This is a genomic window from Pseudomonas sp. LBUM1661, from assembly GCF_059695925.1.
This window is the reverse complement of the sequence record NZ_CP166794.1, coordinates 5,315,365-5,336,647: the sequence shown is the minus strand read 5'-3', so window position 1 is coordinate 5,336,647 and position 21,283 is coordinate 5,315,365. Positions and strand designations below refer to the sequence as shown.

Annotated in this window: 14 protein-coding genes and 1 riboswitch; of the genes, 12 read left to right on the top strand and 2 right to left on the bottom strand. The window is 60.5% G+C overall.

Annotated features, from left to right (window positions below; genetic code table 11):
• Position 1: 1 nt before the first annotated feature.
• The 3 genes from ACA057_RS24420 (at position 2) to argR (ending at position 3,133) form a co-directional block, all read left to right on the top strand.
• Entirely contained in the window at positions 2 to 1,114 is a 1,113-nt protein-coding gene (locus ACA057_RS24420) for a M14 family metallopeptidase (protein WP_497343025.1), read from the top strand.
• Positions 1,115 to 1,141: 27 nt separating this feature from the next.
• Entirely contained in the window at positions 1,142 to 1,906 is a 765-nt protein-coding gene (locus ACA057_RS24415) for an ABC transporter ATP-binding protein (RefSeq protein WP_008154324.1), read from the top strand.
• 246 nt (positions 1,907 to 2,152) lie between these two features.
• Positions 2,153 to 3,133 (top strand): transcriptional regulator ArgR, encoded by a 981-nt coding sequence (gene argR / locus ACA057_RS24410; protein ID WP_497343023.1) that lies wholly within the window; start codon positions 2,153 to 2,155, stop codon positions 3,131 to 3,133.
• 12 nt (positions 3,134 to 3,145) lie between these two features.
• Here argR and ACA057_RS24405 read toward each other — a convergent pair whose 3' ends face one another.
• On the bottom strand, positions 3,146 to 8,110 hold the full coding sequence (locus ACA057_RS24405; RefSeq protein ID WP_497343021.1) for a dermonecrotic toxin domain-containing protein: 4,965 nt from the start codon (positions 8,108 to 8,110) through the stop codon (positions 3,146 to 3,148).
• Positions 8,111 to 8,416: 306 nt separating this feature from the next.
• On the opposite strand from ACA057_RS24405, the gene ACA057_RS24400 reads away from it, so the two are divergent.
• The 7 genes from ACA057_RS24400 (at position 8,417) to astE (ending at position 16,357) form a co-directional block, all read left to right on the top strand.
• Positions 8,417 to 9,637 (top strand): aspartate aminotransferase family protein, encoded by a 1,221-nt coding sequence (locus ACA057_RS24400; protein WP_497343019.1) that lies wholly within the window; start codon positions 8,417 to 8,419, stop codon positions 9,635 to 9,637.
• A 228-nt stretch (positions 9,638 to 9,865) separates the two neighbouring features.
• Entirely contained in the window at positions 9,866 to 10,885 is a 1,020-nt protein-coding gene (gene aruF, locus ACA057_RS24395) for an arginine/ornithine succinyltransferase subunit alpha (RefSeq protein ID WP_497343017.1), read from the top strand.
• A gap of 69 nt (positions 10,886 to 10,954) precedes the next feature.
• Positions 10,955 to 11,980 carry an arginine N-succinyltransferase gene (gene astA, locus ACA057_RS24390; protein WP_401362272.1) on the top strand — a complete coding sequence of 342 codons (1,026 nt, stop codon included), beginning with the start codon at positions 10,955 to 10,957 and terminating at the stop codon, positions 11,978 to 11,980.
• Complete coding sequence (gene astD / locus ACA057_RS24385) at positions 11,977 to 13,446, top strand: succinylglutamate-semialdehyde dehydrogenase (RefSeq protein ID WP_497350010.1); 1,470 nt, start codon at positions 11,977 to 11,979, stop codon at positions 13,444 to 13,446. The genes astA and astD overlap by 4 nt, the downstream gene beginning before the upstream one ends.
• Before the next feature lie 233 nt (positions 13,447 to 13,679).
• Entirely contained in the window at positions 13,680 to 15,026 is a 1,347-nt protein-coding gene (gene astB, locus ACA057_RS24380) for an N-succinylarginine dihydrolase (RefSeq protein ID WP_497343015.1), read from the top strand.
• A 20-nt stretch (positions 15,027 to 15,046) separates the two neighbouring features.
• The gene (locus tag ACA057_RS24375; RefSeq protein ID WP_010457234.1) at positions 15,047 to 15,334 is read left to right on the top strand and encodes a hypothetical protein; all 288 of its coding nucleotides are present in this window, start codon (positions 15,047 to 15,049) and stop codon (positions 15,332 to 15,334) included.
• Between the two features lie 12 nt (positions 15,335 to 15,346).
• Positions 15,347 to 16,357: a succinylglutamate desuccinylase gene (gene astE / locus ACA057_RS24370; RefSeq protein ID WP_497343013.1), complete on the top strand. Its 1,011-nt coding sequence runs from the start codon at positions 15,347 to 15,349 to the stop codon at positions 16,355 to 16,357.
• Between the two features lie 120 nt (positions 16,358 to 16,477).
• Here astE and ACA057_RS24365 read toward each other — a convergent pair whose 3' ends face one another.
• Positions 16,478 to 16,990: a 6,7-dimethyl-8-ribityllumazine synthase gene (locus ACA057_RS24365; RefSeq protein WP_059404892.1), complete on the bottom strand. Its 513-nt coding sequence runs from the start codon at positions 16,988 to 16,990 to the stop codon at positions 16,478 to 16,480.
• Between the two features lie 102 nt (positions 16,991 to 17,092).
• Positions 17,093 to 17,263, bottom strand: a riboswitch (FMN riboswitch).
• A gap of 195 nt (positions 17,264 to 17,458) precedes the next feature.
• Between ACA057_RS24365 and ltaE the strand changes: the two genes are divergently transcribed.
• Together ltaE and alaS are read left to right on the top strand one after the other, a co-directional pair.
• A complete protein-coding gene (gene ltaE, locus ACA057_RS24360) occupies positions 17,459 to 18,463 on the top strand; it encodes a low-specificity L-threonine aldolase (protein ID WP_497343011.1) in 1,005 nt (334 codons plus the stop codon).
• 146 nt (positions 18,464 to 18,609) lie between these two features.
• Positions 18,610 to 21,234, top strand: coding sequence for an alanine--tRNA ligase (alaS, locus tag ACA057_RS24355; protein WP_497343009.1), 2,625 nt, complete (start codon positions 18,610 to 18,612; stop codon positions 21,232 to 21,234).
• Positions 21,235 to 21,283 lie beyond the last annotated feature (49 nt).

Below are 21,283 nucleotides of genomic sequence, written 5' to 3'. Positions count from 1 at the left end.
TATGGAGCGCATCGATCATGCATTGCCGTGGAGCCACCTGGGCAGCGAACGGCAGATTTCGGTGTTCCGCTTCGGCAGCGGCGAGCGCAAGGCCTACATCCAGGCCAGCCTGCACGCCGATGAATTGCCGGGGATGCGCACGGCCTGGGAGCTGAAAAAACGCCTGACCGAACTCGAAGCCCAAGGCTTGCTCAACGGTGTGATCGAACTGGTGCCGGTGGCCAATCCACTGGGCCTCGGTCAGTTGCTGCAAGGCAATCATCAAGGTCGTTTCGAAGCGGGCAGCGGCAAGAACTTCAACCGGGATTTCGTCGAGCTGAGCGCGCCCGTGGCCGCCGAACTGGACGGGCACCTGGGCGATGATCCGCACGCCAATATCCGCTTGATCCGCCAGGCCATGAGCGATGTGCTCGCCGCATTGCCACCGGCTGCCAGTCAGTTGCAAGGCATGCAGCGCATCCTGCTCAGCCATGCCTGCACCGCCGATGTGGTGCTGGATTTGCATTGCGACGCCGAAGCGGCGCTGCACATGTACGCCTTGCCGCAACACTGGCCGCAATGGCGTTCGCTCGCCGCGCACCTCGACGTCAAGGTTGGGCTGCTGGCGGAAGATTCCGGCGGCAGTTCCTTTGATGAAGCGTGCTCGCTGCCGTGGTTGCGTTTGTCGCGGCTGTTCCCGGACGCGCAAATTCCACTCGCCTGCCTGGCGACGACGATTGAACTGGGCGGACAGGCCGACACCGGTCGTACCCAAGCTGAGTTCCACGCCGAAGGCATTCTGGCGTTCCTCGCCGAGCAAGGCCTGATCAGCGGCGAATGGCCCAAACCTGCGCAAGAGGCGTGTGAAGGCATGCCGTTCGAAGGCACCGAATTGCTGTTCGCGCCGCACCCTGGCGTGATCAGCTTTTTGCGCAAACCCGGTGAGTGGATCGAGGCCGGCGACGAGATTTTCGAAGTGATCGATCCGTTATCGGATCGGGTCAGCACGGTGTGTGCTGGTACGTCCGGGGTGCTGTTTGCCATTGAACGGCTGCGTTATGCCCAACCCGGTTTCTGGCTAGCCAAGGTGGCGGGGCGCGAAGCGCTGCGTCACGGGCGCTTGCTCAACGACTGACTGACTGTTTTTGTGAGAACCGACCGCATGTACAAACTTGAAGTCCAAGACCTGCATAAACGCTATGGCAGTCACGAAGTGCTCAAGGGCGTGTCCCTGAAAGCGGCGGCTGGCGATGTGATCAGCATCATCGGCTCCAGTGGCTCCGGCAAAAGTACTTTCCTGCGCTGCATCAACCTGCTGGAGCAGCCGCACGCGGGCAAGATCCTGCTCAACAACGAAGAGCTGAAACTGGTCGCCAACAAGGACGGCGCGCTGAAAGCCGCCGACCCGAAACAGCTGCAACGCATGCGTTCGCGCCTGTCGATGGTGTTCCAGCATTTCAACCTGTGGTCGCACATGACCGCGCTGGAAAACATCATGGAAGCGCCGGTCCACGTGCTCGGCATGTCCAAGGCCGAAGCCCGCGAGAAGGCCGAGCACTACCTGAACAAGGTCGGCGTGGCCCATCGCAAGGACGCTTACCCGGGCCACATGTCCGGCGGCGAACAACAGCGTGTGGCCATTGCCCGTGCGCTGGCGATGGAACCCGAGGTGATGCTGTTCGACGAACCGACCTCGGCGCTCGACCCGGAACTGGTGGGTGACGTGCTGAAGGTGATGCAGGCGCTGGCGCTGGAAGGCCGGACCATGGTCGTGGTCACGCACGAAATGGGCTTCGCCCGTGAAGTGTCGAACCAGTTGGTGTTCCTGCATAAAGGCGTTGTCGAAGAAAGCGGCAACCCGCGCGAGGTACTGGTCAATCCACAGTCCGAGCGTTTGCAGCAATTCCTCTCGGGCAGTCTCAAGTAAAACCGAACTCCCGTTGCGCACCGGGATAGTGCATGCTTCGCAGCCTAGAGGCCGGCCCCAATCCCTGTGGGAGCTGGCCTGCCAGCGATAGCGGTGGGCCAGTTTGCATCGCTGGCACAGAGACACCGGCATCGCTGGCAGGCCAGCTCCCACAGTTTGATCTCCATCGGTTTCGGGATTTGCGTTCATTTACGGGCTAGCATTGGCCCATGCCTTCATCACTGTTTTCGTTTCGGATTGCCCGCCATGACTGCCCATCGAATTGGTTTCCTGATTTGGCCCAGCACTAAAGCACTGACGCTTGCGCTGGCTGAGGAGGCCTTGCGTGTTGCCCAGCGTGTGCATCCGGACGTGGTCTACGAACTGTCGTTCTTGCAGGCTGAACCGCCAGCCGAAGGCGCCTGGCAATTGCCGGGTGAGCCGTGGGCCGGCAAGCTCGAAAACTTCCAGAGACTGTTCCTGCTCGCCGATGAGCCGCCGACCTCGCTTGCGCCAGCGCTCAGCAGTTCGCTCAAGCAATTGGTGCGTGCCGGTTGCGTGATCGGCGGTTTGTCCGCCGGTGTTTACCCCTTGGCGCAACTCGGTTTGCTCGACGGTTACCGCGCTGCCGTGCATTGGCGCTGGCAGGACGATTTCGCCGAACGCTTCCCGAAAGTCATCGCCACCAGCCATCTGTTCGACTGGGACCGCGATCGCTTGACGGCCTGCGGTGGCTTGTCGGTACTCGACTTGCTGTTGGCGGTGCTGGCCCGTGACCACGGTGCCGAACTGGCTGGCGCGGTCTCCGAAGAACTGGTGGTCGAGCGCATCCGTGAAGGCGGTGAGCGCCAACGCATTCCGCTGCAGAACCGCCTCGGTTCGAGCCATCCGAAGCTCACCCAAGCGGTGTTGCTGATGGAAGCCAACATCGAAGAACCGCTGACCACCGACGAAATCGCCCAGCACGTGTGCGTGTCCCGTCGCCAGTTGGAACGCATCTTCAAGCAATACCTCAACCGCGTGCCGAGCCAGTACTACCTGGAACTGCGCCTGAACAAGGCCCGGCAGATGTTGATGCAAACCAGCAAGTCGATCATCCAGATCGGCCTGTCGTGTGGCTTCTCCTCGGGGCCGCACTTTTCCAGCGCCTACCGCAACTTCTTCGGCGCCACGCCGCGCGAAGATCGCAACCAGCGGCGCAGCAGCAGTCCGTTCGAATTGTCCTCGGTGCCGTCGGAGCGCGGTTAAGACTCGCGCCGGTCACTCGTCGACATCAGAGTCCTCGGAAGTCGACACCTCCATTTCAGCCTGTTCGATCACGGCTTCGACACCGAAGTCGGTGCTGGTTTTTTTGAAGTAAGCGATCAGTGTTTGCACGCTCTGCGCATTTAGCGGATTACCCCTCAAGTTGATGCTTTCGGCGATTTCCAGTGGCAGCTCCAGGATGTCGTGGGGGATGTGGGTGATCGCGTTGTCACTCAGGTCAGCGACATCCAGTCGTGTCAGATTCAGCAGGCCCGGCGGCAGTTCAGTGATACCCGCATGAGTCAGCAGCAGGGTGGATAGTTCCGGCATCTGACTGACGTCGGGGGGCAATCCCAGCGGGTTGTAGCTCAGGTCCAGATAGTCGAGTTGCTCCAACTGCGCCAGTTCCTGCACGGCTTGAGCGGTCAGGGTAATTTCACATTCGCTCAGTGCCAGCGACGTCAACTTGCCCATTCTGAAGATGGCTTCCGGCATTTCGTGCAGCGCGTAATCACGGATGGTCAGGCTCTTGAGTTGAGGAAAACACTGTAGAAAACGCCCGGCGCCGGAGGTCAGTCCTGCGTCGCTGTGCAGGTACAGCAGTGACACGTGGCTGAAGTCCGCCTGCAATACAGGCAGTTCGCCGGTGGTGATGGTGCTCAGCGTCAGCTCATAGGTGGGCTCAAATTCTTGATTCAAATCATCCAGGTCGGTCTCTCGACGCCAGCAGCGTTCTACCCGCTGTTTGAATTCATCGCGGGTGGCGTGTTCGATCATCAGTTGCTGTGGGGTAAAGGGTTCGCCGCTGACCGGGTGTAGCGCGGGGATGTCGGCAGTCCAGGCGGCCAGTTCGTTGCGCAAGGTGTCGTACTCGGTTTCCAGGCGTACCAGTTCGGCTCGGCCCTCGGCCAGCGACCCAGGCTGGCGGTAGATGAACTCGCTGGCTTCTTCCCGATCCAGTCGCGGATAAAGCACTTGCAGTCGCCGGATGTCGGCTTGTTCGGCAAAGATGCCGAAGTCGCGATGAGTCTGGTTGAAATGAATCTTGATGCGTTCACGGCCCGCAGCGGAAATCGGATTTCCTCCCAGGTCGAAACCCTCCTGCATATTGCTGGGCAAGCTGAAAAGCGCGGACGGCAGTTCCTCGATCTGGTTGTCATTGAGCAAGGCCGTTCGCAGGCGAGGCCGCGTCAATAGTCCTGGGGGAAGTTGGTGTAGGCCGGCGCTGGAAAGGTCGATGTAGTTCAGGTCAGGCATGTTCTCCAGAGAAGGGGACACACCGAGCGGATTTTTGTACAGATCGAGAACGCGCAAGTGGTTCAGGGCCGAAAGGGTGGCCTGGTTCTGTTCGGTGAGAGTCACTGCGCAATTGCTGAGGATCAGTTCGCTGAGTTGCGGCCAGCGCACAATGGCATCCGGCAACTGACCCAATTCGAAATCGCGCATCGCCAAACGATTGAGTCCGGAAAATCCCTTCAAAAAATCATTCACACCGCGCGTGGCGCGATGGCCTTCAAGCAGCAGGTTGCGCACCTGTGGGAAATCAACGGTCAGCCTGGGCAGCTCTCCCCAAATCGGCTGGGAGAAATTGAAGGAAAACGGTTCGTCATTGGCGGTGTCGTGTGTGGCCTGGCGGCGCCAGCAGTCCAGTAACCGGCCTGTCATCTCCCGGCGCCCTTGCCGCTGCGTGGCGAATTGCTCGACGTTCAACCTGATTGACGTATCCGGGATAAACAGCGGTATCGCATCACGCCACTCATCCAGTTCATCGAACAATTGTGCGTGTTGATTGAACAGACGCTGGAGCTCAGCACGTGGCCCGCCGGGATTTCGTTGCAACCGCTCGGCAAAGGCCTCGAGTTCTTCTGCTGTCAGATGAGGAAACAGCCGATAAATGTGGCTTTGCAAGGAAGGCGTGTTGGCCGGCATCCGCCGATATCCATCCGACCCGCCCAGCAAGCGCATCACCGCCGGATCATAGGCGGGCTTGAGGATCGGCTGTTGCGCCAGCAGTGCACGCAACGTTTCACGATTGACGGCGTGGGTACGAATCAGCTGCTTGAGTCTTTCGCCTTCTCCCACGTTGATATCCAGGGCGATTCGTTCACTGTCGGGCAGCGCCCGCAACAGACTGGAATAGAGGGTGTCGGCGCTGTTGAGCGGCTCGCCCGCCTCATCGTAGGCTTGATAGGCACCTGCATCGGTCAACACCAGAACCTTGCGCGAAACGGCGTCCGGGTTGCCGATGCGGTCGATCAGTTGTCCATCGGTGGCGTATTGGCGAATCTCCAGTTGCAGTTGTCTCGACCAGCCAGGCAAGCGTTCCAGCGTGTGTAACACCAAGCGATCGGTGTCGAGATTATTACGCGTCGAGTGCAACTCGAGGCCTTCATAAGCGCGAGTCACCCGCACTTGCAGGCCTGCTTCTTGCGCCAGATCCATGAGGCGTTTCGACACCGTTCCTCGCTCCAGTTGCTGCCGTTCCTGGGCGCTGGTGGTGTCGAGCAGCGCTTCGGTGAGGCGGGTGGGCAAGCCAGGCTCGGTGTCGATGATTCGCTGCACCAAGGGGCGCGCAGCGTGTTCGAGTCGGCGGTAGTGCTGGCTGAAAAGGCTTTCCCGCTTGGCTTCGGTGAGCTCGGCCAGTGTGCGGCGCAGTGATCTCGCGCCGGCATCGTCGAGCGTTGGCAGGAGCGTTTTGATCAGGTCGCCATTGTCCAGTTGCGCTTGATTGACCTGCACCACGGACTGGTCAGCCATGACGCGTTCCCAGACGGTTTTTCCTGTCGTATCGACCAGTCGCAGCCCCTTGTCCGCTGGCCAGTAACCGTAGTCGCAGAGCAGTTCCAGTTGCATCGCCGGATCGGCGTTCAGGTACTCATCTGGCCGGTCGCTGCCGATTTGCTCGATGAAAGTCTGAAGACCCCGGTCAATCTTGAAGCGCTTCAACGTATCGGCCAGCAGCGGGGGCACTTGCTCGGCATTCACATGCATTTTGCGCAGGACGTCTTCATGGCAGCCGCTGATGAACAGCATGCGTTCACGCTCGCTTGCGGAAAAACCTTGCATGTCCGGGCCGATACGCCGCAGCAAAGTGGCCTGGTCCCAGGTCAGTGGTTGATCAAGTTCAGTCTGCCAGGCGCCTTGGTCGTTGTGCCTCAGGATCGGTTGGTAGGCCTCGGGGCGAGTGGGGTGTTCGATGCGATGCTGACCGGTCAGCTGTTTAACTGAGTAGAGGTTGTCGTCGAGCGTCAGCAAGGTTTTGCCTTGATGCCGGTGCAGTCCCGTCGCGTCAGGTTTCGCGTCTTTTGGCAGTGCGACGGAATGCTCGTAAGCCGTCAGGTCAGGCTTCCAGTAACGGCTGTCGCCATTGGGGCGTTTCACCGAATTGAAGCGGTCGATGAACTGCACCACTTCCCGCGGCAGCACCGCGCGAAATTCGCTGGCCGCAATCGCGCCGCCCGCGGCAAAGGTGCCCAGTTGCACCGCAGATTCGACCATCGCCATGAAATGCTCGAAAGCTTCGCTCGTCTGGCCTTCTGCCCAATCGACGATGCTTTCGAAGGTTTCATCGAGCAACTGGTACGCGATGTACGCCAGCATCAGTTCGCCGAGAAACGGCACGAACGGCAGCGCGATGAAGGCTGCGATGTTCAGCAGTGCCGAGGCGATTTCCGTGAAGGAATCCCATAACGCCCAGCGCGCTTTGCGGTCGACTGTGGCGGTGGAGACGGCGATGACACGCGCATCATTAAGGATCTTGTCGAGCTGGCGTTGATAAAGATGAACCCATAGATCACCCCTGATGGGGGTTGCCGCTATTTGCAGGTTCGGGCGCTGGTTGGGGTTTTCTCTCCAGGTCGGGCGCGAATCGCCAGGTGGCACCGGTTGCCAGGTGATCGGGTTGAGTTGGCTGTTCAATTGAGTGAAGAAGTGGCCGCGATCCTCATGGTCGATGAAGCGGCTGAAAAATTGTTGATAGGCCGGATCGCGCAGGCGCTGGCTCAGTTCCTCGGCGAAGGCTGCTGACGAGGCGTACTCCTTGATCGGATGTTCGGGGTCGTCGGGGATGTAGGCCACCACCCGGACCGCTTCCCGGGCGCGCTCCAGTTCCGGGGCAAACAGCAGAATGCCGGTCAGGCGCGCATTCATGATCGTCAGTTCATGGCATTTCCACGGCTGTCCGTGCAAACGCGCAAGCGGCGGGTGCTCGACCAGACCGAGGATCAGCCGCTGGACCTCGCTGTCCAGCAGGTTTTGCAGGTGCGCCATGTGCAGCGCAGCGGTCAGGGCGGTTTGCTGGCTCTGGCGAATGTTCGGTTGCAGGATCGCCGACGCCACTGGATTGCTGATGCCCAGGTTATCTTCCAGATATTGTTTATAGCGCTCGCCGATGTCGAGTTCACGGCACAGCAGGGCGAACGCTGCGATAGGCATCGTCTGCTGAATCTGCGGCAGTGTTTTGAACTGCCCGGTGGAAGAGGGCGGTGTGATGTAAGTCGACGCGGGCTCAAAGGCGTCGGCTTCGGTTTCGGTGCTTTCGAAATTGTGCAGCGCGGCGTCCAGCAGCGACACGGTCCAGATGCGCGCCGCGCCGGATTTCAATCGCAGCCATGGGAGGTGCGCGGGGATGTACAGGCGCAGGAATGTCTGGCTGACGTCCAGCTCAAGATTGAAACGCTGCCGGATGGCGGCTTGAAGCAGGGGAGCGGCGAACGCGCTGGCGTTCTGCAGGTGCGCCAGGGTCTGGTCGACGCGGTTTTGTGCGGTCCAGTGTTGAGCGTTCAATGCGCTCAATGCTGCGTGCTGGCTGCGCGATGCGTTTTTGATCGCGTCGGGTAGGCGTGGCCTGCTCTTCGAAAGGGCGTCGCGTTTTTGTCTGGAGGCCAGTGTCAGCCAGTGCGGGATAACGCGGCTCAGGTGCTGGTAGTGAGTGTCCGGCCTGAACGGCGGTGGTATGGCGGGTTCGGTGTCGAAGTTCATGGAGGGGCCATTTACGTTTCAGAAGGCCCACAGCAAACCCCACGAATACCACCCCTGTGCGGTACATAGTTACCGCCACCGTGAAATCGTCTTGAGTAAGATCCCGCCAAGCCTGCCGCAAACCCCGGTAGCAGTTTAAACTGCGCCTTTGCGACCCTATATGTCGCATTGCCGTAAACCCGTGAAAATCCGGGGTTTGCGCTATAAGAAGTTGTCGCTTGGCGGCAAGGCCGGGCTGAAAACTGTCCTTACAATCCCCTCATCGCTCGCCAGTTTCAGGCGGGTGTTCCTCATCAGGAGACTCCGATGTCCGTTGAGCACGCTGCGGTACAACGCGCTGATTTCGACCAGGTAATGGTTCCCAACTATGCGCCCGCCGCATTCATTCCTGTGCGTGGCGCCGGTTCCCGCGTCTGGGACCAGTCTGGCCGCGAGCTGATCGACTTCGCCGGCGGGATTGCCGTTAACGTTTTGGGCCACGCACACCCGGCGCTGGTCGCTGCGTTGACCGAGCAGGCGAACAAGCTGTGGCACGTGTCCAACGTGTTCACCAATGAGCCGGCCCTGCGCCTGGCGCATAAGCTGATCGATGCGACGTTTGCCGACCGTGCGTTCTTCTGCAACTCCGGCGCCGAAGCCAACGAGGCCGCTTTCAAGCTGGCCCGTCGCGTCGGTTTTGATCGGTTCGGCAGCGAGAAGTACGAAATCATCGCCGCGCTCAACAGCTTCCACGGTCGTACCCTGTTCACCGTGAACGTCGGTGGCCAGTCGAAGTACTCCGATGGCTTCGGTCCGAAAATCACCGGCATCACCCACGTACCGTTCAACGATCTGGCCGCGCTGAAAGCCGCCATTTCCGACAAGACCTGCGCGGTGGTGCTGGAACCGATCCAGGGCGAAAGCGGCGTGATCCCGGCTGAACTCGAATACCTGCAAGGCGCCCGCGAACTCTGCACCGCGCACAATGCGCTGCTGATTTTTGACGAAGTACAAACCGGCATGGGCCGCAGCGGCAAGCTGTTCGCCTACCAGCACTACGGCGTGACGCCGGACATCCTGACCAGTGCCAAGAGCCTGGGCGGCGGTTTCCCGATCGCGGCCATGCTGACCACCGAAGACCTGGCCAAACACCTGGTCGTCGGCACCCACGGCACCACCTATGGTGGTAACCCGCTGGCGTGCGCGGTCGCGGAAGCGGTGATCGACGTGGTCAACACCCCTGAAGTGCTGGCCGGCGTCAACGCCAAGCACGACAAGTTCAAGGCTCGCCTGGAGCAGATCGGCGAGAAGTACGGCCTGTTCACCCAGGTCCGTGGCATGGGCCTGTTGATCGGTTGCGTGTTGAGCGAAGCCTGGAAAGGCAAGGCCAAGGACATCTTCAACGCCGCTGAAAAAGAAGGCCTGATGATTCTGCAGGCCGGCCCGGACGTGGTGCGTTTCGCCCCAAGCCTGGTGGTGGAAGACGCCGATATCGATGCCGGCCTGGACCGCTTCGAACGCGCCGCAGCAAAACTGACGCAAGCCTGATAGACCCTTCGACGCCTGACATTTCAGGCGTCGAACCCAATTTTTGTTTCGGGCTGGATCAAAAGTGTGGGAGCTAGCCTGCTAGCGATGAGGGCCTGATAGCCAACATCATTGTTGCCTGACAGGACGCAATCGCTAGCAGGCTAGCTCCCACAGTTGACTCTGAGTTGTTTCAGGGATCGCCCGGGATTTTTTCTTCTGTAAGTTCTGAGATTAAGGAGTGACACCATGCTGGTGATGCGCCCCGCGCAAATGGCTGATCTGGGCGAGGTACAGCGTCTGGCTGCGGACAGCCCGATTGGTGTCACTTCCTTGCCGGATGACGTTGAACGCCTGAGCGACAAGATCGCCGCGAGCGAAGCTTCGTTCGCCGCTGAAGTCAGCTTCAACGGTGAAGAGAGCTACTTCTTCGTCCTCGAAGATTCCGCCACCGGCAAACTGGTGGGCTGCTCGGCCATCGTGGCCTCGGCCGGTTATTCGGAGCCGTTCTACAGCTTCCGTAACGAAACCTTCGTTCACGCCTCCCGCGAGCTGAAGATTCACAACAAGATCCACGTGCTTTCGCAATGCCACGACCTGACCGGCAACAGCTTGCTGACCAGTTTCTACGTGCAGCGCGAGCTGGTGGGTTCGCCGTGGGCGGAACTGAATTCTCGTGGTCGTCTGTTGTTCGTCGCCAGCCATCCGGAGCGTTTTGCCGATTCCGTGGTGACCGAGATTGTCGGTTACAGCGATGAAAACGGCGATTCGCCCTTCTGGGACGCCATCGGTCGCAACTTCTTCGACCTCAACTACGCCGAAGCCGAACGCTTGTGCGGGCTGAAAAGCCGGACGTTCCTCGCCGAGTTGATGCCGCATTACCCGATCTACGTGCCGTTGCTGCCGGACTCCGCTCAAGAAGCAATGGGCCAGGTGCACCCTCGGGCGCAGATCACCTTCGACATTCTGATGCGCGAAGGCTTCGAGACCGATCACTACATCGACATTTTCGACGGTGGCCCAACGCTGCATGCGCGCGTTTCGGGGATCCGTTCGATCGCCCAGAGCCGCGTGGTCCCGGTGAAAATCGGTGAGCCGGTCAAAGGCGCCGGTCGTCAGTACCTGGTGGCCAACGCCCAGTTGCAGGATTACCGCGCCGTGTTGCTTGAGCTCGATTACGCGCCGGGCAAACCCGTGACCCTGGATCTGGACGCGGCCGAAGCCCTGGGCGTCGGTGAAGGTGCCAGCGTGCGCCTGGTCGCAGTTTGACGCCTGTTGATTGCCTAGAAAGCAGCGAAGTTTCACGGGTGGCGCAAGCGGCCCGTTTGAGGAGATAGCATGATCGTTCGTCCCGTACGCAGCAGCGATTTACCCGCTCTGATCGACCTGGCCCGCAGCACCGGCACCGGCCTGACCACCTTGCCGGCCAACGAAGAACGGCTGGCCCATCGGGTCGGCTGGGCCGAGAAGACCTTTCGCGGCGAAGCCGGGCGGGGCGATGCGGACTACCTGTTCGTGCTCGAAGACGACAACGGTCGCGTGGTGGGCATTTCCGCCATCGCCGGCGCCGTCGGCCTGCGTGAGCCTTGGTACAACTTCCGGGTCGGCCTGACCGTCAGCGCTTCCCAGGAGCTGAACATCTACCGCGAAATTCCGACGCTGTTCCTGGCCAACGACCTGACCGGCAACTCCGAGCTGTGCTCGCTGTTCCTCCACGCCGACTACCGCACGGGCCTCAACGGCCGCATGCTGGCCAAGGCGCGGATGGTCTTCATCGCCGAGTTCCCGCAATTGTTCGGCAACAAGATCATCGCCGAGATGCGCGGCATGTCTGACGAAGCCGGGCGCTCGCCGTTCTGGGAAAGCCTGGGTCGGCACTTCTTCAAGATGGAATTCAGCCAGGCGGATTACCTGACGGGCGTCGGCAACAAGGCGTTCATCGCCGAACTGATGCCGAAATTCCCGCTGTACACCTGCTTCCTGTCGCCCGATGCGCGCAACGTGATTGGTCAGGTTCACCCGGACACCGAGCCGGCACTGGCCATGCTCAAGAGCGAAGGTTTCAGCTACCAAGGCTACGTCGACATTTTCGACGCGGGCCCGGCGGTGGAGTGCGAAACCGGCAAGATCCGCGCCGTGCGCGACAGCCAGGCGCTGGTGCTGGCCATCGGTACGCCGGGTGACGACGCCACGCCCTTCCTGATTCACAACCGCAAGCGCGAAGACTGCCGGATTACTGCCGCGCCAGCACGCTTCGCCGCCGGCACGTTAGTGGTTGATCCGCTGACCGCCAAACGTCTTCAACTCAACGCCGGCGATCAAGTGCGCGCCGTTCCGTTGTCCGCTGCCCGGGAGTCGAAATAATGAATTCGCTTTACATCGCAGGTGAATGGCTGGCCGGCCAAGGCGAGGCCTTTCAATCGCTGAACCCGGTGACCCAGCAAGTGCTGTGGGCCGGCGAAGGCGCCACCACCGCTCAGGTCGAATCCGCCGTGCAAGCCGCACGTCAGGCGTTCCCGGGCTGGGCCCGTCGCACCCTGGAAGAGCGCATCAGCGTGCTGGAGGCTTTCGCCGCCGCCCTGAAGAACAACGCTGACGAACTGGCTCGCACCATCGGCGAGGAAACCGGTAAACCGCTGTGGGAATCGGCGACCGAAGTCACCAGCATGGTCAACAAGATTGCGATCTCGGTGCAGAGCTACCGCGAACGTACCGGCGAGAAGAGCGGCCCATTGGGCGACGCCACTGCCGTATTGCGCCACAAACCACACGGCGTGGTGGCGGTGTTCGGTCCGTACAACTTCCCTGGTCACTTGCCAAACGGTCACATCGTCCCGGCGCTGCTGGCCGGTAACAGCGTGCTGTTCAAGCCCAGCGAACTGACGCCGAAAGTGGCTGAATTGACGGTCAAGTGCTGGATCGAAGCCGGTCTGCCGGCCGGCGTGTTGAACCTGCTGCAAGGCGCTCGCGAAACCGGTATTGCCCTGGCGGCGAACCCGGGCATCGACGGGTTGTTCTTCACCGGTTCGAGCCGCACCGGCAATCACCTGCACCAGCAATTCGCCGGTCGTCCGGACAAGATCCTTGCGCTGGAGATGGGCGGTAACAACCCGCTGGTGGTGGATCAGGTCGCGGACCTCGATGCCGCCGTCTACACCATCATCCAGTCGGCGTTCATTTCTGCCGGTCAGCGTTGCACCTGTGCACGCCGCTTGCTGGTGCCGCAAGGCGCCTGGGGCGACACACTGCTGGCGCGTCTGGTGGCGGTCAGCTCGACGATTGAAGTCGGTGCCTTTGATCAGCAACCGGCGCCGTTCATGGGCTCGGTGATTTCCCTGGGTGCTGCGAAAGCGCTGATGGAAGCGCAGGAGCATTTGCTGGCCAACGGCGCAGTGGCATTGCTGGAAATGACGCAACCGCAGGCGCAAGCCGCGTTGCTGACGCCTGGCATTCTGGACGTGACAGCGGTGGCCGACCGTCCTGACGAAGAGCTGTTCGGCCCGTTGCTGCAAGTGATCCGCTACGCTGATTTTGAAGCGGCGATTGCTGAAGCCAACGACACCGACTATGGCCTGGCGGCCGGTTTGCTGTCGGACTCCGAAGCGCGTTATCAGCAGTTCTGGCTGGAAAGCCGCGCCGGTATCGTCAACTGGAACAAGCAGCTGACCGGTGCGGCGAGCAGCGCGCCATTCGGCGGCGTCGGCGCCTCGGGCAACCACCGCGCCAGCGCTTATTACGCCGCCGATTACTGCGCATACCCGGTGGCCTCGCTGGAAACCCCGAGCCTGACCTTGCCAGCGGCCCTCACGCCAGGCGTGAAAATGGTGTGATGCCTATCGCCAGCAGGCTGGCTCCCACAGGTTCGGTGGTGTTCACACATGTTGTGTACGACGCAATCACTGAGGGAGCTAGCCAGCTGGCTCTCACAGGTTCGGTGGTGTTCATACATGTTGTGTACGACGCAATCACTGTGGGAGCCAGCCTGCTGGCGATGGCCGCGCCTCGGTCTAAAAGAATTGTTACCTGATGCCTATAACAACAGAATTCTCGTGGAGCCTCGCTGATGAAATCCTATGAAGTCAATTTTGACGGTCTAGTGGGGCCGACTCATAACTACGGCGGTCTGTCCTACGGCAACGTCGCGTCCCAAAGCAACAGCCAGCAATCTTCGAACCCGAAGGAAGCCGCGCTGCAAGGCCTGGCGAAAATGAAAGCGCTGATGGAAATGGGCTTTCAGCAAGGCGTTCTCGCGCCACAGGAACGTCCGGACGTGGCAGCCCTGCGCCGTTTGGGTTTCAGCGGCACCGACGCCCAAGTGATCGAACAAGCCGCCAAAGACGCGATGCCATTGCTGGTGGCCAGCTGCTCGGCGTCGAGCATGTGGGTGGCGAACGCCGCCACGGTCAGCCCGAGCGCCGACACGGCGGATGGCCGCGTGCATTTCACCGCGGCCAACCTGAACTGCAAATACCACCGCAGCATCGAACACCCGACCACCAGCCGCGTACTCGGCGCCATGTTCGCCGACCCGAAGCACTTCGCGCACCACGCCGCGTTGCCGGCCGTGGCGCAGTTCGGTGACGAAGGCGCGGCCAACCACACCCGTTTCTGCCGTGAGTACGGCAAGGCCGGCGTCGAGTTCTTCGTGTTCGGTCGCAGCGCATTCGATACCCGCTACCCGGCACCGCAAAAGTACCCGGCGCGCCAGACGCTCGAAGCGTCCCAGGCCGTTGCGCGTTTGCACGGTTTGAGCGACGACGGCGTGGTCTTCGCCCAGCAGAACCCTTCGGTGATCGACCAGGGCGTGTTCCACAACGACGTGATCGCGGTCGGTAACGGCGAAGTGCTGTTCTATCACGAGGACGCGTTCCTCGACACCGAGCAGATGCTGGCTGAATTGCAGAGCAAACTCGCCAAAGTCGGTGGGAAATTTCAGTCGATCTGCGTACCGCGTTCGGCAGTCACCGTGGAAGACGCGGTGCGTTCCTACTTGTTCAATAGCCAGCTGCTGACGCGTCCTGACGGTTCGATGCTGTTGATCGTGCCGGAAGAATGCCATGGCAACGAGCGTGTCTGGCAATACCTGCAAGGGTTGACCAGCTCCGGCGGCCTGATTCGCGAAGTGAAAGTGTTCGATCTCAAGCAAAGCATGCAGAACGGCGGTGGCCCGGCTTGCCTGCGGCTGCGCGTCGCACTCAACGAAACCGAACTGGCGGCCGTCAACCCAGGGGTTATCATGACGGCACCGTTGTACGGCACGTTGACCGAATGGGTCGACAAGCACTACCGGGACCGCATGGCCGAAACCGACCTGGCGGACCCGCAATTGCTGCTTGAGTGCCGGACGGCACTGGATGAACTGACGCAAATCCTTAAACTGGGCGCGGTTTATCCATTCCAGATCAATTGAACGTCGAGAGCGTAAAAAACATGAGCGATACCCTGCAGCTGATCCTTGAAGACACCGACGGCACGCAACTGGAAACCTCCTGCACCCGCGTCGCGGTCCTGTGGCAAGGCAAAGAGCTGTGGATCCAGCAGGACGGCCGCGGCCAATTGCTGATCGGCGTGGACGTCGAAGAAGGCGACGCTGAATACGCAAACCTGCTGCTGCGCCCATTGGCGACTAATCTGGTAAGTCTGCAACTGGAAATGGAGCCGGCTGAAGTCGGTGACGAAGACCACGTGCACGGCCCGGATTGCGCACACGACCACTAAGGAAACCGCTCTATGCTCGCCCTCGGCAAACTGCTTGAACTGACCCTCGCCGGCCGCGAACCGGCGGAGAAGACTCAACTGACTGTCGAAGGCGTGCGCATGCGCTGGTTGAGCGAAGGCGCGCTGGAAGTCCGGCCGCCGGAAGCTCGCGACAACCGCCTGGACCTGCTGCTATCGGCCGGGATACATGGCAACGAAACAGCGCCGATCGAGTTGCTCGATCGCCTGTTGCATGACATCGCCCGCGGCGACTTGAAGCCGCGCGCCCGTATTCTGTTCCTGTTCGGCAACCCCGAAGCGATTCGCAAGGGCGAGCGTTTCGTCGAGCAGGACGTCAATCGGCTGTTCAATGGCCGTCACGAACAAAGCAGCGGCTCCGAAGCCCTGCGCGCCTGTGAACTGGAGCGCCTGGCGGCGAGTTTCTTCAGCCTGCCGGACCGTGATCGCCTGCACTACGACCTGCACACCGCGATTCGTGGCTCGAAAATCGAGCAGTTCGCCTTGTATCCCTGGAAGGAAGGCCGCCAGCATTCACGCCTGGAACTGGCCCGCTTGCGGGCGGCCGGTATGGAAGCGGTGTTGTTGCAGAACAAACCGTCGATCGTGTTCAGCTCCTACACCTACGACAAGCTCGGTGCCGAGTCTTTCACCCTCGAATTGGGCAAGGCGCGGCCCTTCGGGCAGAACGATGAGGTTAATGTCTCGCTGCTGGAAACCCGTCTTCAGCAGATCATCGAAGGTAACGAGCCGGCCACTACCGAAACGGCGCTGGACGGTTTGCAGTTATTTAGCGTGGCACGGGAAATCATCAAGCACAGCGATAGCTTCCGCCTGAACCTGCCAGTCGATATCGAGAACTTTTCGGAATTGGAAGTGGGTTATCTGCTGGCCGAAGACATCGCCCAGACCCGCTGGATCATCGAGGAAGAGGGCGCCCGGATCATCTTCCCGAACCCCAAGGTGAAGAACGGCCTGCGTGCCGGCATCCTGATCGTGCCAACCACCGACGAAAACCTCGCCTGAGCTCAACACAAACCAATGTGGGAGCTAGCCTGCTAGCGATTGCAATGTGTCAGTCACCGTAGTTGTCGACTGATACTTCGCTATCGCCAGCAGGCTGGCTCCCACAGTTATGTACGGTGTTTAGACCGCTACCGCACGTGGCTCACTGCGACGCAATGCGCGCATCTTGTGCAGCGTATCCGCGCAAGTCTTCGCCGCTTCCTGGCCTTTGTGCACGAAATGCTCGAAGAAGAACTTATGATGCAGTTCTTCACCGGCATGGAAGTGGTGCGGGGTCAAAGACACCGAGAACACCGGCACTTCGGTTTCCAGCTGAACCTGCATCAGGCCGCTGACTACCGACTGCGCAACGAACTCGTGACGGTAGATCCCGCCATCCACCACCAGGGCTGCGGCAACGATGCCGGCATAGCGTCCGGTCTTGGCGAGTAACTTGGCGTGCAGCGGCATTTCAAACGCACCGCCGACTTCGAAGAAATCGATGTCCGATTCCTGATAACCCTGGGCAATCATTTCGGCCACAAAGCCTTTACGGCTCTGATCGACGATGTCCTTGTGCCAGCAGGCCTGGATGAACGCAACGCGCTCGCCCTGATGGTTTTTGCTTTTGCTATCGATTGCGGTGGGTTGCATGTTCTGGTTCCTGTTTGTGTGAAAAACAGGGCTTATGAATCGAATGGGATTTAAGGGTACGCACGCTCGCACGAATGCCGGTGGACGGCCCTTTGGCGCCAATCCCGTTCTCTCTTCATCCGGACTATGACCGTCGGCCCCGGGATCACACCGGGTCTGCTGACCTTGCCGCCAGCCACCGCCGAAGCCGTGCTGCCACCAAGCGCTCGCGGGCTATGCGCATTGCGCGCAATTACCGCCGGTGGGGAGTTGCACCCCGCCCTGAGAACGTTTTGCCGCGAGAATGTTTGGCGGCGAAGCGTTTTTAACACATATTTCTCGCCTGTGCATCGCTGCTATCTGATGATTGCTATCGACTTTTTCGTCGATTCAAGAAGCCTTTTCCTACGCAAGGGTTGATTATTCGTCGCCATGACCGCAGTAATTCCTACTTGAAAGGGATTTCCCCCTGCTTACCGAGGCCAATTCATGAGCGTTATCGATCTTCGCAGCGACACCGTCACCCAACCGACCTCCGGCATGCTCCACGCAATGGCCAACGCAGCCACCGGTGACGACGTTTACGGCGAGGATCCGACGGTCAATCGCCTGGAAGAAGAGTTGGCTCGACGACTGGGTTTTGCCGCTGCGCTGTTCGTTCCCACGGGCACCATGAGCAACCTGCTGGGCCTGATGGCCCATTGCGAACGCGGTGACGAGTACATCGTCGGCCAGCAGGCCCACACCTATAAGTACGAAGGTGGCGGTGCGGCAGTGCTCGGTTCGATCCAGCCCCAGCCGCTGGAAGTGCAGGCCGATGGTTCGCTGGATCTCGATCAGGTCGCCGCCGCGATCAAACCGGACGACTTCCATTTCGCCCGCACCCGTTTGCTGGCGCTGGAAAACACCATGCAGGGCAAGGTGCTGCCGTTGGAATACCTGGCCCGGGCCCGCAGTTTCACCCGTGAACACGGTCTGCAACTGCACCTGGACGGCGCGCGGCTGTACAACGCTGCGGTCAAACTGGGTGTCGACGCCCGTGAAATCACCCAGCACTTCGATTCCGTCTCGGTTTGCCTGTCCAAAGGCCTCGGCGCGCCGGTCGGTTCGGTGCTGTGCGGTTCGGCGGAGTTGATCGGCAAGGCGCGGCGTTTGCGTAAAATGGTCGGTGGTGGCATGCGTCAGGCCGGTATTCTGGCGGCGGCAGGTTTGTACGCCCTGGATAAAAACGTTCATCGTCTGGCCGACGACCACGCCAACGCACAGTTTTTGGCCGACGGTCTGCGTAAGGCCGGCTACAGCGTCGAGCCGGTGCAGACCAACATGGTTTACGTACAGATGGGCGATAAGGCTGAAGCAATTAAAGCCTTTGCCGCCGAGCGTGGGATCAAACTCAGCGCTGCCAGTCGCCTGCGAATGGTCACGCACATGGACGTCAGTCGGGCGCAAATCGAGAAGGTTATCGCTACATTTGTCGACTTTTCCCGTCACTGACCGTGTTAGCCGTCCAATTGACTGGTTGTAACGTACAAACACACTGTACCTAGTCACTAACGCCGATATAATGCGGCCCTTTGCCGTCGCTTCGTCTGTTGACGTTTCGCACAGGCCTTTGGCCGCAGCCTCCGTGGAAGAACCTAATGAAAAGCGCAGAAATCCGTGAAGCCTTCCTTCGCTTCTTCGAAGAGCAAGGCCACACCCGTGTAGCCTCCAGCTCTTTGATTCCGGGCAACGACCCAACCCTGCTGTTCACTAACGCGGGGATGAACCAGTTCAAGGACTGCTTCCTGGGCCAGGAAAAGCGCGCGTACACCCGCGCCGTCAGCAGCCAGAAATGCGTGCGCGCCGGCGGCAAGCACAACGACCTGGAAAACGTCGGTTATACCGCCCGCCACCACACCTTCTTCGAAATGCTGGGTAACTTCAGCTTCGGTGACTATTTCAAGCGTGACGCGATCACCTACGCCTGGAACTTCCTGACGTCCGAGCAGTGGCTGAACCTGCCTAAAGAAAAGCTCTGGGTCACCGTCTACGCCAGCGATGACGAGGCGTACGACATCTGGACCAAGGAAATCGGCGTTCCGGCCGAGCGCATGGTTCGCATCGGCGACAACAAGGGTGCGCCGTACGCGTCCGACAACTTCTGGACCATGGGCGACACCGGCCCGTGCGGCCCGTGCACCGAGATTTTCTACGATCACGGCGCCGACATCTGGGGCGGCCCACCGGGCTCGCCGGAAGAAGACGGCGACCGTTACATCGAAATCTGGAACAACGTATTCATGCAGTTCAACCGCACCGCCGATGGCGTGTTGCACCCGTTGCCAGCACCGTCGGTGGACACCGGCATGGGCCTGGAGCGGATCAGTGCCGTGCTGCAGCACGTTCACTCGAACTATGAAATCGACCTGTTCCAGAGCCTGCTGAGCGCTTCGGCCAAGGCCGTCGGTTGCAGCAACGACAATCAGGCTTCCCTGAAAGTCGTCGCCGACCACATTCGTTCTTGCGGTTTCCTGATCGCCGACGGCGTGCTGCCGTCCAACGAAGGTCGCGGCTACGTGCTGCGCCGGATCATCCGTCGCGCCTGCCGTCACGGCAACAAACTGGGCGCCAAGGGCAGCTTCTTCTACCAGATCGTCGGGGCCCTGGTCGCCGAGATGGGCGAAGCGTTCCCTGAGCTGAAATCCCAGCAGGCGCACATCGAGCGCGTGCTGAAAGCTGAAGAAGAGCAATTCGCCAAGACCCTGGAACAAGGCCTGAAAATCCTCGAGCAGGATCTGGCCGAACTCAAAGGCGACGTGGTGCCGGGCGACGTGGTGTTCAAACTCTACGACACCTACGGTTTCCCGATGGACCTGACCGGCGACATCGCTCGCGAGCGCAACCTGACCATCGACGAAGCGGGCTTCGAGCGCGAAATGGAAGCCCAGCGCGTCCGTGCCCGTTCCGCCAGCTCCTTCGGCATGGACTACAACAGCCTGGTCAAGGTTGATGTCGCCACCGAATTTACCGGCTACCACAACACCAAAGGTTCGGCGAAAGTCGTTGCCCTGTATAAAGAAGGGCAATCAGTCGACGTGTTGAGCGAAGGCGAAGAGGGCGTGGTGGTTCTCAACCAGACGCCGTTCTACGCTGAATCCGGCGGTCAGATTGGCGACTGCGGCTACCTGCAGGCCGGCAACAGCCGTTTCGACGTGCGCGATACCACCAAAACCGGCGGTGCGTTCCTGCATCACGGTGTGTTGGCCTCGGGCAGTCTGATCGTTGGGGCTCCGGTTGAGGCCCACGTTGAAGCCGACGTGCGTCACGCGACGTCGCTGAACCACTCGGCGACTCACTTGCTGCACGCCGCGTTGCGTCAGGTGCTGGGCGATCACGTTCAGCAGAAAGGCTCATTGGTCGACAGTCAGCGCCTGCGCTTCGACTTCAGCCACTTCGAAGCCATCAAGCCTGAGCAGTTGAAGCAACTGGAAGAGATCGTCAACGCCGAGATTCGCAAGAACTCCGCCGTTGAAACCGAAGAAACCGACATCGAAACCGCCAAGCAAAAAGGCGCCATGGCGCTGTTTGGCGAGAAGTACGGCGACAGCGTACGCGTGCTGAGCATGGGCGGTGATTTCTCCGTCGAGCTGTGCGGTGGCATCCACGCCAACCGTACCGGCGACATCGGCCTGCTGAAAATCATCAGCGAAGGCGGTGTGGCCTCGGGCGTACGTCGTATCGAAGCGGTCACCGGTGCTGCGGCGCTGGCATACTTGAACGCTGCCGAAGAACAACTCAAGGAAGCGGCCAACCTGGTCAAGGGTAGCCGTGACAACCTGATCGACAAGCTGTCGGCTGTGCTGGAGCGCAACCGTCTGCTGGAGAAGCAACTCGAGCAGTTGCAAGCCAAGGCAGCCAGCGCGGCGGGCGACGATCTGTCGGAATCCGCGCAGGACGTCAAAGGCGTGAAAGTGCTGGCCGTGCGTCTGGACGGTCAGGACGGCAAGGCGCTGCTGGCGCTGGTCGATCAGCTGAAAAACAAACTCGGCCGCGCAGTGATCCTGCTCGGCAGTGTCCATGAGGAAAAGGTCGTTCTGGTTGCAGGCGTAACCAAAGACCTGACTGGCCAACTCAAAGCCGGTGATTTGATGAAGCAAGCCGCTGCGGCAGTGGGCGGGAAGGGCGGTGGTCGTCCAGACATGGCGCAAGGCGGCGGTACCGACGCTGGCGCACTGGATGCCGCATTGGCCCTGACTGTTCCATTTGTAGAGCAGGGTTTATAAGGCAGTGTGTCCGGCCCGCCGTCTAGTGGCGGGCCGGAACGCTGTTTGA